Source organism: Nocardiopsis yanglingensis (assembly GCF_045809185.1).
In the GTDB taxonomy this organism is placed as follows: domain Bacteria; phylum Pseudomonadota; class Gammaproteobacteria; order Xanthomonadales; family Xanthomonadaceae; genus Stenotrophomonas; species Stenotrophomonas yanglingensis.
On sequence record NZ_JBJNRH010000004.1, the window covers coordinates 170,070 to 183,597 of the forward strand.

A 13,528-nucleotide genomic window follows, 5' to 3' on the forward strand; every position below is an offset into this window, starting at 1 on the left:
CTCACGCCAGCGTTCGGCGGCAGGAATCAATACACGTCGCGGCGGTAGCGACCGTTTTCCAGCAGCGTTTCCACAACCTCATCGCCCAGCGCAGCGCGCAGCACCTGGTCCACGCCTTCGGCCATGCCCTGCAGCGAGCCGCAGACATGAATCACGGCGCCACGCTGCAGCCACTCGTGCAGCGTATCGGAGGCCGCCTGCAGGCGATCCTGCACGTAACTACCTTCGCCATCGCGCGAGAACGCCAGGTCCACCCGCGCGAGATGGCCATCGGCCTGCCACGCTTCGATCTCATCGGCGAACAGGAAGTCGTGCGCACGCTGGCGTTCGCCGAACAGCAGCCAGTGCCCGTGCTCACCTGCATGCGCGGCTTCGCGCAACAGGCTGCGCAGGCCCGCGATACCAGTGCCATTGCCGATCAGCACCATCGGCGTGCCACTGACGCGATGGAAACCGGGGTTGCGGTGCACGCGGGCGACGATGCTGGCACCGACCGGCGCATGCAGCGACAGCCAGCCCGACCCAAGCCCGGCACGACCCGACAGGTCATGCACCAGGCGCACCACCAGCTCCACCACGCCATCGTCGGCAGTGGAAGCGATCGAATACTCGCGCCCCGGCAGCAGCGGCAGCCCGGCCAGCCACAGGCAGGCGTCCTGCACCGTCAGCGCGGTATCGGCGTCGGGCAGCTCACGCTCACTGGCCAGCGCCAGCAGCGTACGTGGTGTGCCGTCCACCAGCAGCGGCTGCAGCGGATCCAGCCCCTGTACCTTCAGCACCGCGCTGGCGTGCCGCGCGTTGTGCCGGGGCGCAATATGCAGGATGTCGCCCGCCTGCCACTGCACGTTGGCCGGTGGCGCAAGACGGATGCGCCAGATGGCGCCGCCGATGCTGCCCGGGTTGAGCCGGTCGCGGCCGAGCAGCCGCCAGTCATGCATCTGCGTGGCGGCCGGAAGCACGCTGTCATCGGTGGTGATGCCGGTCAGCGCGCCCAGCTGCTGCTGCCACTGACGCAACGCCGGCACCGAAGCGGCATCGACATCGATGCGCTCGAACAGCGGACGCGCGCCGTTGCCGAGCAGCCAACCGTCAACCTGGCGACCGAAGCCGCAGTAGTGCGGGTACTGTCGGTCACCCAGCGCCAGCAGTCCAAACTGCAGGCCGGACAGGTCCAGCGCTTGTGCCAGCAACTGCCGCGCTGCGCGCCGGGCGGCGTCGGGCGGCTCGCCGTCGCCGAAGGTGCTCAGCACGAACAGCGCGTTCGATGCACGCAGCAGGTGCGCGGCATCGACGCGGGCCAGCGGCAGCACCTGCACCGCATGACCGGACGCCTGCAGCTGCGCGGCTGCGCGCCACGCGAGTTGTTCGCCCAGCCCGCTCTGGCTGGCATGCACCACCAGCCACGGCGTGCCACCGCCATCGGCAGGCGTTGCAGGCAGCGACTGGCGCAGGCCACGCGCGGCGCGCTGGCTGCGGCGGCGGTCCAGGTACAGCATCCAGCCGGTGATGAAGAACAGGCTCATGCCCAAACTGCTGAGCATCATCACCACACGCCCGGGCACGCCGAAGTAACTGCCCGAATGCAGCGCGAACACGCTGGTGGCCAGCTGTCCGCCGGCGCCCTGGCGTGCATACGGACGGGCATCGAGGATCGCACCGCTGGCCGGATCGAGCTGCAGCAGGTCATGCGCACGATCGTGGTGGCCGCCGCGCTGCGACGGATCACCGGCCATCACGCGTACATTCAGCGCCTGCCCGGGCTTTTCCGGCAGGCGCAGGTCGATGTAGCCGGTGCGCACGCCGGGCAGTGCATACAGCGTGGCTTCGATGCGCTCCAGGTTCAGGGCGGCGTCGGCGACGACCTTGTGCTTGGCGGCCGGTGCGACGCCAAGCAGGGTGTTGGCGGCACTCCGATACCAGTCGAACGACCACCACAGGCCGGTCAGCGCACTCATCAGGTAGATCAGCAGCACCCAGGTGCCGACCACCGAGTGCAGGCTCCACAGGAAGCCTCGGCCGCTGCGTTTCCATTCCACCGCCAGCCAGCTGCGCCAGTGCCACCAGCGTCGCGGCCAGCGCAGGTAAAGACCGGACAGGGTGAAGAACAGCAGCGCGATCGCACAGCTGCCGGTGATCCACTTGCCACGCTCGCCGGCGGCGAGGTGGCGATGCAGGTCCTCGACGAAGTCGAAGAATGCCTGCCCACGCAGGGCACTGAAGCGCTCGCCGCTGTAAGGGTCGAAGTACACCCAGTGTTCCTTGCCGCCGGCAAAGCGCGCCACCGAGGGCCGTTGCCCGGTGGCATCCACGCGCATGCGCTGCAGCGGGCGTTCACTGCCGGCCTGCAGCAGCGGCGCCAGCTCGCTCAGCGCAAGTGGAAGCTGGCCATCGGCATGGTGTTCGGCGATCTCGGCGAAGCCGGGGTTGGCCGCCCGCAGCAGTTCATCCTCGAAGGACAGCACGGCGCCGCTGAGGCCCATCACGGCCAGTACGGCACCGGCGGTGATGCCCAGCAGCCAGTGCAGTTGGAACAGGACGTTCTTGAACATCGAAGGAGAGGGGCCCGGGAGGCTGCCGCCCGCATCCTGCGCAACAGCAAATGAGAATTAGTCGCGGAATTCTCCGTGGGCCGTTGCGTGGCGTCAAGTTCGTGGCAGAGCAGGGCGCAGCTCAGGTAGGCGTGGCCAGGTGCCGCTCGCTGATCCGGCCATCCAGCATGAACACTTCACGGTCTGCGCGGGCGGAGTACCTGGGATCGTGGGTCACCATGCAGATCGTCGCGCCGCCGGCATGAAGCTCCTCCAGCAACCGCATGACCGATTCACCATTGTGGGAATCCAGATTGCCGGTGGGCTCATCGGCGAGCAGCAGGGCGGGGTTGCCAACAAGCGCGCGTGCGATCGCCACGCGCTGTTGCTGGCCCCCTGACAGCTGCGCGGGAAAATGCGTGCTGCGATGCTCCATGCTCACCCGCGCCAGAGCGGCAAGGGCAAGACCGCGACGCTCCGAACGAGGAATATCACGTCGATAGGTCAGTGGTACTTCGACGTTCTCGACGATGCTCAGGTCGCCAATCAGGTTGAAAGCTTGGAACACAAAGCCGATCTGGCGGCTGCGCAGGTGCGCGCGGGTGATGTCATCCAGTGTCGACACGGCCACTCCATCAAGCAGGTACTCGCCGGACGTCGGCACATCCAGAGTTCCGAGGATCGACATCAACGTCGATTTTCCGCAGCCGGAAGGCCCTGTGATGCTGACGAACTCACCACGGTCGACATGGAAGTCGACATCACTGAGCGCGTTGGTCTCCACTTCCTCGGTCAGGAATACCTTGCAGATGCTCCGCAACTGGAGCAGCGGTGTTGGCGCTTGCATGCCGTCTCCAATGCAATGACGGTTGTCAGTTGATCGAGACCTTGTCGACCTCGGAAAAATCACTCATATCCGACAGAATCAGCCGATCGCCCTTCTCAAGACCGCCCAGCACCTGGATCTCGTCCACTGAATCCTTGCCGAAGCGTGCTTCCACCCGTGCGGCCGTGCCCTCGCTGGTCATGCGGAACACAGGACTCGTGCTGCTGGCGTGGACACTTACCGGCCGCTTGACGAACAGGGCATCGGCGAGTCGTTCGGTGACAATCGAGCCGTCCACCGACTGCTCCGCGCGCGACCCGGGCGGCAGCGCTTCGCTGAGGTCGATCTCGGCCAGGATCGCACCTTTCTCGACGGCGGGATTGACCCGTCGCACGCTGCCCTTGACATGCGCGCGGCCGATTTCCAGCACCGCTGGTTGCCCGGCGGCAAGGTCGGACGCCTGTGATTCGGGGATGCGCAACTCGGCGATAAGCTCCCCCGGCTTCGCCACGCGGGCCACATTTGCCCCCGCCGTAACCCGCTGGCCTTCTTCGACGCTGATCTGCTGCACCACGCCGTCCATGCCCGCCTTCACCCGCAGCGCATCCGCCTCGGACTGACGCAATGCCCGAGTGCTGGCAAGCTGGTCCAGACGCATACGACTGGCGGACAGCTGTGCCGCCAGGTTCGCTTCCGACTGCCGCACCCGCTGCTGGGCGATGGCGACATTCTGCTCGAATTGCTTGAGCTTGATGGCGATCTTCTTGTAGTCGACCTCGGCAAGCACGCCCTTGTCCAGCGCGCGTCGTGCCGCCTGCTCCTCCACCTGCAGCGAATCGCGCTCCCCCATCGTGCTGGCCAGCTCCGCCTTCAGCTGAAGCGCGTCGGCCTGCAGGCGTGCCTGCAGCGCGCTGTGATCGCCTTGCGCTGCAGCATGCTCTGCATTTGCAGCAAGAAGCCGATCAACGACTTCAGGGTTGCTCATCTCGATGATTTCCGTATCGGCCTTGACCGTTGCGCCGGGCTTGACCAGCAGCCGCTCGACGCTGGCATCGGTACTGGCGATCACCCAACGCATCTGGCTTGACACCAGTTTTCCGGGGCCACGCACCGTGCGTACAAACTCGCCCTGGCGCACGCTGTCAAAGACGAGGTCGGAGCGGCGCACGGAAGGAGATGCCGCATTGAGTGCAACCGCGCCGGCAACGATACCGACCAGAATCACGCCGGAGACCACGGAAATGATCAGCCTGCGTTTGCGCTTCCGCTGCTTCAGTTCGGGCCGTGCGATATCCATATACGCTTGGGCAACGTCGCGTTTGATGTGAGGAATTCAGTGTTGACAGAGTGACTACATCGTGTCAAGTATTGGCCACGCCTTGATGCAAGGCGCGAACATGCAGTTCATACCGAGATCAATTGTGAAGCGGCGCCGGAACATGTTTCGTGCCGAACACAGCGAACCAGGGATGGGATTGAATGTGAATGGATGCACCGCCGTGTTGATGCAACCGTGTCTTTCGCGCCAGCTTCGCCAACCACGCTGCCTGGCAATGGTCGCGCATAGTGATTCCTGACGATCTCCGGGTTGTACTCCGGCGGCTCAACCGCAGCCGGGGATCCGCCCTGACAATCGTGGGCCTGCTTGCACTTGTGATGGCCATCAATGCCTGCGTGTTCGCGGTGGCCTACAGCATGATGTGGAAGCCGTTGCCGTATCCCGGGCAGGACAAGCTGGTGCGGCTGACCATGCATGCCACCAAGATGGGCATGGATCTCGACTGGTCGATTCCCTATCTGGATACGATCCAGCGCGGCAGCGAGCAATTCTCCGCAGTGGCGGGGTATCAGTCACGCGAACTGGGCCGCGCGGATAGCGCCGGCAACGTCGTTGGCACTGTCCAGGCAGTCCTTGCGGAGCCCCAGCTGTTCCCGATGCTGGGCGCGCGCGCGGAAGCGGGGCGTCTGTTTTCGGATGATGACGCGCGACCCGGAGCCGAACCGGTTGCGCTGGTCAGCGCGGCGTTGTGGAAATCCGAGTTCGGTGGCAACCCTGCTACCCTCAACCAGAAACTGTGGCTGGGTGGTGTTGGCTACCGCATCGTAGGGGTGCTGCCGCCCTCGTTCTCATTCCCGCAGCGTGACGTCCGCATCTGGTTGCCGCTGGGCTTCACCGAGGAACAGACCGCCATGTCCAACGCGGGGTCCTTCGGCAACCTTGCGGCGATGGCCCGACTGACCCGTACGACCGACTCGAACGCAGCCCGCACCGGAATCAAGGCACTGGTGGGCGCGCAGCCGACGCTGGCAGCGATCAGCGAGCAGATCGGCTTGAAGATCGGCGTAGAGCCTCTGCGCAGCATCTGGCTGGAAGATCGCAGCACGACATTGATTTCAATGATGGGCGCAGGATTGCTGGTGTTCGCCGTCACGCTTGCCAATGTCTACAACCTTTTCGTTCTGCGACTGTTGCGCAGGCGGCAGGAGTTTGCGGTCTTGGAAGCGGTAGGTGCGACACGCGCGCAGCGCAGGCGCCAGATCGCACTGGAATGCCTGCTGCTGGTAGTGGCTGCGTCCGCGTTGGCGGTGGTGCTGATGCCACTGGGGCTTACCGTGCTGCAGCACTTCGACGTAATGCCCAAAGGCATGCCGCAGTCGATCGGCCTGGATGCGGCCACCGCTCTGGCGCTGCTGGCCATGGGAACGGCTGCGATGATCGTCCTGGCATCGACTGCCAGTGTCATACGTGGGCAGAGCGTCTATGAAGTACTGCGGCAGACAGGCAACGGGCAGACCGCGAGCGCGTCGGTGAATCGCATACGCCACGTGCTGGTGACGGCCCAGATCGCGTTGACCTTCGTACTCCTGTTCGGAACGACCCTGCTGGTTCGAAGCTCCGGTCAACTGCTGGCCGAAGACGTCGGCTTCCGTCGCGATGGCCAAGTGATCGCGACGCTGCAGTCTTCCAATGTCGATCCTGACGCGGACGCATCCACGCTGAAGGCGAACGTGCAGGACTGGGTGCAGCGCGTGCAGTCGCTGCCCGGCGTGCGTCACGTTGCATTGAGCTCGTCGGCGCCATTCAGCCGCAATGTAACCCTGGAGAATTTCGCCGTAGCCGGGGCCACGCCGGAAGGGCGGGGCGGGCTTCCCAAGGCGTATCTTGCCCATGTAAGTGCGGATCTCCCTGCTGCATTGGGGCTGCGTATCCTGCGCGGCCGCAGTTTCAGCAGTGCCGAGGTTCAACAGCACGCTCCTGTGGCATTGATCGACGATGCTCTGGCCCAACGCTACTTCCCGGGCAGTGACCCACAAGGCCGCAGCCTGCGGGTGGCCGGTGAAGAGGGCGGGCCGACCGACCGCGTGATTGTGGGTGTTGTGGCGCGGGCCCGTCAGCGCAGCCTGCAACAGCCGGATGAGTATCCTTCCATCTATCTGCCTGCCGCCGTTCCGCTGCTGCTGCCGGGGTCATCGCAGGATTCGGCGGAGGTGGTGATCCGCGGCCAGAATCCGCAGCAGCTTGCGGTGACGCTGCAGCGCCAACTCAAGCAATCAGGGCTCCCTCTGCGGCTGACGCAGGTCATGACCATGCAGCAGCGGATCGAGGAAACCATCGTCGATCAGCTGCGACTCAACGCCCTGCTGCGCATTCTCAGTGGGATCACGCTGTTGCTGACAGCGGTGGGGTTGTACGCATTGTTGGCTCATTCGGTGACGATGCGGCAGCGCGAGTTTGGCGTCCGCCAGGCATTGGGTGCGAGTCAGCAGGACATTCTGATCGGGGTGCTGCGCCAAGGCCTGCGCATGCTGGGCCATGCCTTCCTGCTGGCGCTGCCGCCGGCCTTGTTACTCGGGGCGCTTCTGAAGTCGCAACTGCACAAGGTTTCCTCCACGGATCCCACGTCATTGGTCGGGGTGGCCCTGATGCTGCTGGTGGTGGGTCTGGTGGCCAATGCGTGGCCGGCCTACAAGGCGTCACTGGTCAAGCCGATGTCCGCACTACGGTCGGAGTAGTCCCGCGATTCATCTGTTTCCAGCAGCAGGCTGGTGAACAAACAAGGAGACGCAGCGGTATGGAGACGTCACAGCTTGCTCGATCAGTCATCCGCACCTGGCTCGAATCGGGCATGTCGCGTGAAGCTGTTGTGGCAACATTCCATAACATGGGTTGGCACCCGCAATGTGTCACCCAGGCATTGGAGCAGGCTGAGGTGGAGTCGGATGCACTACCGGTGCGGCACCACGCAGGATCGGCCCGGGAACGGCCCTGGCTGGATCTCGACACGCTTCCTACAGAACTGAACCTGCAGGGGCATCGGATACGCATTCAGGCACGGCTGCGACGGCCCGAGCTGTGCGTGTTCTCCAATTTCCTGGACGCAAACGAATGCGAAGCGATCATCGCCCTGGCGCGGCCCGGGCTTCGTCGCTCGCTGGTCAATGCGGGTGAAGCATCGGGCAACAGCGCCCGCGTCGTTTCCTACGCGCGCACGAGTGAGCAGGTCTGGATTCCCCCCGGCGCCGACACGCTGGTCGATACGCTCCAGGACAGGGTCTGCCAGTTGACGCACTGGCCGGCAGCCCGCATGGAACACCTGCAGGTGGTTCGTTATGGCGTGGGTGCGGACTTCTCCCCGCATTACGACTACTTCGCCGAAGGCAGTAAAGCTCAGCGCAGTGGTCAGCGGGTGGCGACGATCATCATGTATCTCAATACGCCCGCCGGCGGTGGCGCCACCAGCTTCCCCGACATCGAACTGGAGATCTATCCGCAGCAGGGGAACGCACTCTACTTCGCCTATCCGGACGCCACGCCGTCGGAGCGGACTCTTCACGCTGGCGTGCCGTTGATGGAGGGCGAAAAGTGGATCGCCACGTTTTTCCTGCGCGACGTTGCAATCCTCCCGCTGCAGAACCCGGCGGCGCATGATGGTCAATGACATCGCACGCGCTTTCGCAATGCCCACGGCCGCGGGCCTCGGTGCGGGTGATTCCGCACAGGTCGCGCGTCTGTACTTCGAGCGTGTCCGCAAGCGCGTCCTGGAACAGCTGGACGAAGCGGCGCATCGTGACCTCCGCCACCTCGTGGCAATGCTTGATCCCCGCGCATCCGCCTGTTGGCGTCCCGCAGTGGGGTTGGCGGCCAGCATGCTCCAGCAGACCCCGCTGCTGGCTGCCCTGCAGCTGCTATTGATAAGCGGGGACGACCTGCCTTCACTGGATACGGCACTGGTAGAGGGAGGCGTGCTTTACGTTGATGGGCAGGCGATGCAGGTGACCGGCCATCAGCAGCCTACCCGGATGAGAGCCATTGGCGGCGTCACTCCGGTGGCGGTGCGGCATCGCCTGTCGTCGTCGGAACTCGACGGTGCGTCGTCGATCGGTCCGCGCTACCTTGTCGAGCACGGTCCATCGCCGGCAGCGGTGTTTCCCGATCCGTTGCAGCCCGCTCCGATCCTTTCATCGCCTGTATCCGCGTCAAGCGAGGCATTGCAGCAAGCAGTGGCGTTGCTGGCGGCGTCCTCGCCGCTCTATGCCGGATGGGTGGCCTCGGTGGTGGATGGGCTGCTGATGACGCAGGGCCCGGCCGAGTGCGTACTGAGCAGTCCGGCGCATCCCGGGCTGCTGGCCGTACGCGAGGGGCGCGACGTACTCGACTATGTCGAGCTGCTTGTGGTCGGCGCCTGCCAGCAGAGAATGTTCCAGCTTGCGTTGCTGGGACGCTTGACCGAACCCGGCAATGAGCAGCTTCATTACCTGGCGCACCGCCGCTGGTACACCAGCAGCCGGCGCGCACTCTTTGCCGCGCACGAGCACGTGAACGTACTCCAGCTGTTGAATGATGTGAGCGTTCTGGATCCTTCGAACGCGGAGCTTGCACGGCGAATCGCGCGCCGCCGCTTGATGTTCGACCTTGACTGCACGCCGGCACTTGAGCGGGATCGCACATTGACCGCGCTCGGCCGGCAGCTGTGGACTCGATTGCGCGGTGCCTGCCTGTCCGGGCACCGGCAGCACGACGATGGGCGCACGTGGTTGCGCCATACCAGATCTGCATGACGCAGATGCCTGTTGCCGGCTTGGGCAACATCACAAGGAGGCTGTAGATGAGCAACGAAACCGAAGTGAAGGACCTGGCCAAGGCCGCGTCGGAGCTGGTGCTGCGTGAACTCGACGAGATCGAGGCTCGGGACATCTTCGGTGGTGACGGCGGCTGGGTGAAGGTCGGCCCGATCGAGCCCGCCTTGCAGGCGTAAGTGAAGTAATTCGGATCGGCTGATTCGAAGGAGGGTGGCAGTGCTCGCGCTGCCACCCTCCATACCGTGCCACCTCTGTTGCCGGAGCAGGTCGCCATGCGCATCAACGCCCTGTACGTGATCATCAAACTAGTGGAGCGCTGCAACCTGAAGTGCTCCTACTGCTACTACTACACACCCGAGAACGCCGAGGTCTACCAGCGTCCAACCCTGATGCCGGACGCCTGCCTCGATGACCTGATAGGTTACGTCCAGCAGGCGCTGCTGCAGGCGCCGGTACGTCGCGTCGTATTCGGGTTCCACGGTGGCGAACCCACGCTGGCCAAGGCTGCCAAGGTCAGGTCGTTCTGTACCGCAGCCCGTGAGCGGTTGCAGCCCCATGTGGATGTGGATTTCACCCTGCAGACCAACGGCGTGCATCTCTCCGAGGATTGGCTGCAGTTGATTTCCGAGCAGGGTATGGGGGTGGGGATAAGCATCGATGGTGATCGCGCGCTGCATGATCGCTATCGCATCGACCACCAGGACCGTGGGTCCTACGACCGCGTCTGCGCAAACCTGCACAAACTGCAATCGCTTGACCCGGCACGTCCGATCCGCCTGACCGCGCTGGCGGTAATGGGCGAAGGCTTTGAAGGCCTCGCGCACTACAGGCATCTGGTGGAGGACCTCGGAATTCGCCAGATCAAGTTCCTGTTCGTTGACAACACGGCCGATTCGCCGCTGGCAAAACCGGAACTGGAGAAACTCAGTCAGGAACTCTGTGAAGTATTCGACCATTGGCTGCTGCATGATCGCAACCGCGTCAGGGTGACCTTGTTCGATACTGCTGTGCGCGGCCTGTTGGCCAGCCATTACGACCGGAGGGGCACCCGGGACCGGGTGACCATGGGGTTTGCGCTCTTGAGCGACGGGCGGATCCGCATCCAGGATGATTTCATGATCGCTTCGGACTGGTTCTGGAGCCAGACCGAGTTGAACGTGAGGACATCGGCGTTCACCGATTACCTGCATCAACCCCACCTGCAACAGTTGCTCCACGAACTTTCCCATGTACCCAAGGCGTGCCAGGACTGTCGATTCGCTGAGTCCTGTGCAGGTGGAGAGCCGGCACATCGATACAGTCGGGATCGGAGCTTCGACAATCGCTCGGTGTACTGCGAAGCGTTGTACCGCTTCTATTCGCACGTGGAGGCCAGGTTGGGTGCCGGTAGCCGCATCCTGTCGGAACGCAACGAACTCCCGGCCATGACCACGAGTGCCGCATGACGGACGCAGAAGGATCCTCTGGCACCGGCGCCTCCACGCTGCTGCGCAAGCAGGTGTTCGACAATCCCGGCGCGGCGGAATGGCTCCGGGCGGCAAGCACGGACCGACGTGGTGGTATCGCCCTCGGTCTGCTTGGAATACTCGGTGCATTGGCGCTGGGATTGGCTCTGGCAAACATCGCCCATGTCCAGGTACGCGACCACCAGGTGCGGGTCGAAGGGCCTGGCGGTGCCTGCGTGAACGTGCCGCGCTGCGCCCGCGTGCGGTGGATCGAAACCGGTGCAGCTGAGGCGCCGGAGAGGGTGTTGTTGCGGGTGCCGGGCCAGGCGCCTCAGCCGCTGCAGATACTTGCGGTCGCGCCAGGGGCTGACGGTGGCGGCAGTCGCCTGCAGGTTCTGTGGCCAACAGAGCCACCTGCGGCAGGCGCCGCGACCGAGGTCAGCCTGGAGCGGCGGCATTCCCTTCTGGGTTGGATGCTGCCAGTGTGGCGACGGTACGAGGAGCGGTCGTGATCGAGTCGTTGCGCAGGATGGCATTGCAGCGGTTCGGGCGGCGTGTCCCTGTCGTTCTGCAGGCAGAAATGCTCGAATGTGCCCATGCATGCCTCGCCATGCTGATGCAGCATCACGGCAGCGCGTGGACACTGGAGAAGATGCGCTCGCGGTTCACGCCTTCATCCCGCGGCACCAGCGTCAGCCAGACGGTGAAGATGGCCGAGGCATTGGGCCTGGATGCGCGCGTTTTCCGTGCCGAGCCGGTGCATCTGTCGCAGTTGAAGCTGCCCTGCATCCTGCACTGGGATGTCGTGCATTTTGTGGTGCTTGAGCGCTGCCACGACGGAACCTACGAAGTCATCGATCCCGCTGCCGGGCGCATCACCGTCAGCGCCGGCGAGTTCGATCGCCGCTTTACCGGAATCGTGATCGAGGCCACGCCTGGCCTCGATTTTGGCCAGGCGGTGCACGTCAGCGACCGCTCGGCGTTGACCTTGTTGAAGGAGGGCGTGGTGCAGCGCCGCGCGGCGATTGCCGCTGTCATCGCTCTGGCCGTTGTCCTGGAGCTGCTGGCGCTGGTCTCCCCGCTGTTCATCCAGACCGCCACCGACGTGGTCATTCCGGCATCGGACAGCGACCTGTTGTGGATGCTCGTCGTTGCGTTCGCCGTCTCTGCCGTGCTGCAGACCTGTGTCGCGCTGGCACGCTCCTGGACATTGCTGCGGCTTGGCGAAGAACTGACTGTGGGCTGGAACGCCGCTGTCTGTGGTCGCCTGCTGAGACTGCCGTACATTTTCTTCATGCGCCGATCAATCAGCGATGTACATTCGCGATTCGCTTCGATCGAGGAGATCCAGCGCGTCGTAACCAACAAGTTTGTCGAAGGTGTGCTCGATGGCGCTACTGCGCTGCTGAGCCTGGTGATCATCCTGGCCTACTCGCCGAAGCTGGCCATGCTGACCTTCGGCTTCTGCGTGGTGTATGCGGTATTCCGACTGCTTACCCTGTCGCGGCTTCTGCAGGGTACAGAACGCGCGATCCACGCCCGCTCGGCACAGCAGGGTCAGCTGCTCGAGATCCTGCATGGTGTCCATTCGATCAAGGCCAACGGATACGAAGCCAACCAGCTGGCCCGGTACAACCGAAAGACACGGGACGCCGCCCAGGCCACCGCGACAACGCTGCGCTGGGGTGGCATGGTCGATGAGATGGGCCAGTCGATTCTCCGTCTGCACTGGATCGCCGCCGTAGGCGCCGGTGCGTGGCTGGCCATGCAGGGCAGCATCACAGCGGGCATGCTGGTGGCCTACGTCACCTACGCGTATCAGTTTTCGATCCGCTCAACGCGCATGCTGGACCTGGTCGCGCAGTGGCGCACGCTACGCCTGCATGGCGAGCGGCTGGCCGACATCGTCACCGGGGACTGCGAGCCGGCCGGTGGCGATGCGATGGTCGAGCCCGGCCAGTACGCGTTTGATGTACGTTCGCTGCGCTTCCGCTACAACCTGGATGGCCCTTCGGTCCTGCAGGACGTCAGCTTCAGCATCAGCAACGGCGAGTGCATCGCCATCACCGGTGCATCGGGAAGCGGAAAGTCCACGCTTGCCAAAGTGCTGGTGGGGTTGCTTGCGCCTGATGATGGCACCATCTGCCTCGGCGGGAAGCCGTTGCAGGAGCTGCGGCGCGAGCAGTTGCGCGACACCATCGCCTGCGTCCTGCAGGACGATCAGTTGTTCAATGGCACCGTGGCCGAGAACATCGCTTTCTTCGAGCCGGGATTCTCCCGCGAACGGGTCCAGCAGGCCGCAAAGCTGGCGCAGATAGATGGCGAGATCATGGCCATGCCGCTGCGCTACGACACGCGTGTGATCGACCTTGGTGCATCACTGTCCGGTGGCCAGCGACAGCGCCTTATCCTGGCGCGCGCGCTCTATCGCCGGCCGCGCATCCTGATCCTGGATGAGGCCAGCAGTCATCTCGACCTGGAAAACGAACGGCTGATCAACCAGGCCATCCAGTCGCTGAGCATCACCCGGATCATCATTGCCCATCGGCCGCAGACCATCGCCATCGCAGATCGCGTTCTGGAGATGCGGCAGGGCACGCTGCACGCATGGCAGCCGTCGGATCCGCACAGGATCCCGGCATGAGCTT

General features: G+C 64.3%; 10 protein-coding genes. 7 read left to right on the forward strand and 3 right to left on the reverse strand.

From position 1 onward, the window contains the following. Positions 1–26: 26 nt before the first annotated feature. The 3 genes from ACJ7C5_RS08380 to ACJ7C5_RS08390 form a co-directional block, all read right to left on the reverse strand. Entirely contained in the window at positions 27–2,549 is a 2,523-nt protein-coding gene (locus ACJ7C5_RS08380) for a PepSY domain-containing protein (RefSeq protein ID WP_412703626.1), read from the reverse strand. 121 nt (positions 2,550–2,670) lie between these two features. After that, positions 2,671–3,375, reverse strand: a complete 705-nt coding sequence (locus ACJ7C5_RS08385) for an ABC transporter ATP-binding protein (RefSeq protein ID WP_088027472.1) — start codon at positions 3,373–3,375, stop codon at positions 2,671–2,673. A 25-nt stretch (positions 3,376–3,400) separates the two neighbouring features. Then, on the reverse strand, positions 3,401–4,651 hold the full coding sequence (locus ACJ7C5_RS08390) for an efflux RND transporter periplasmic adaptor subunit (protein WP_088027470.1): 1,251 nt from the start codon (positions 4,649–4,651) through the stop codon (positions 3,401–3,403). 269 nt (positions 4,652–4,920) lie between these two features. On the opposite strand from ACJ7C5_RS08390, the gene ACJ7C5_RS08395 reads away from it, so the two are divergent. From ACJ7C5_RS08395 to ACJ7C5_RS08425, 7 genes are all read left to right on the forward strand, one after another. Then, positions 4,921–7,368, forward strand: a complete 2,448-nt coding sequence (locus ACJ7C5_RS08395; RefSeq protein ID WP_412703627.1) for an ABC transporter permease — start codon at positions 4,921–4,923, stop codon at positions 7,366–7,368. A 59-nt stretch (positions 7,369–7,427) separates the two neighbouring features. Then, entirely contained in the window at positions 7,428–8,294 is an 867-nt protein-coding gene (locus tag ACJ7C5_RS08400) for a 2OG-Fe(II) oxygenase (protein WP_412703628.1), read from the forward strand. Continuing rightward, a complete protein-coding gene (locus tag ACJ7C5_RS08405) occupies positions 8,281–9,414 on the forward strand; it encodes a hypothetical protein (protein ID WP_412703629.1) in 1,134 nt (377 codons plus the stop codon). Before ACJ7C5_RS08400 ends, ACJ7C5_RS08405 begins: the two co-directional genes overlap by 14 nt. A gap of 47 nt (positions 9,415–9,461) precedes the next feature. Next, a complete protein-coding gene (locus tag ACJ7C5_RS08410) occupies positions 9,462–9,611 on the forward strand; it encodes a hypothetical protein (RefSeq protein ID WP_157664605.1) in 150 nt (49 codons plus the stop codon). Positions 9,612–9,707: 96 nt separating this feature from the next. Then, entirely contained in the window at positions 9,708–10,880 is a 1,173-nt protein-coding gene (locus ACJ7C5_RS08415) for a radical SAM protein (RefSeq protein ID WP_412703630.1), read from the forward strand. Further along, positions 10,877–11,392, forward strand: coding sequence for a hypothetical protein (locus ACJ7C5_RS08420; RefSeq protein WP_262229230.1), 516 nt, complete (start codon positions 10,877–10,879; stop codon positions 11,390–11,392). The genes ACJ7C5_RS08415 and ACJ7C5_RS08420 overlap by 4 nt, the downstream gene beginning before the upstream one ends. After that, a complete protein-coding gene (locus ACJ7C5_RS08425) occupies positions 11,278–13,524 on the forward strand; it encodes a peptidase domain-containing ABC transporter (protein ID WP_412703631.1) in 2,247 nt (748 codons plus the stop codon). The genes ACJ7C5_RS08420 and ACJ7C5_RS08425 overlap by 115 nt, the downstream gene beginning before the upstream one ends. The last annotated feature ends 4 nt before the right edge of the window (positions 13,525–13,528 follow it).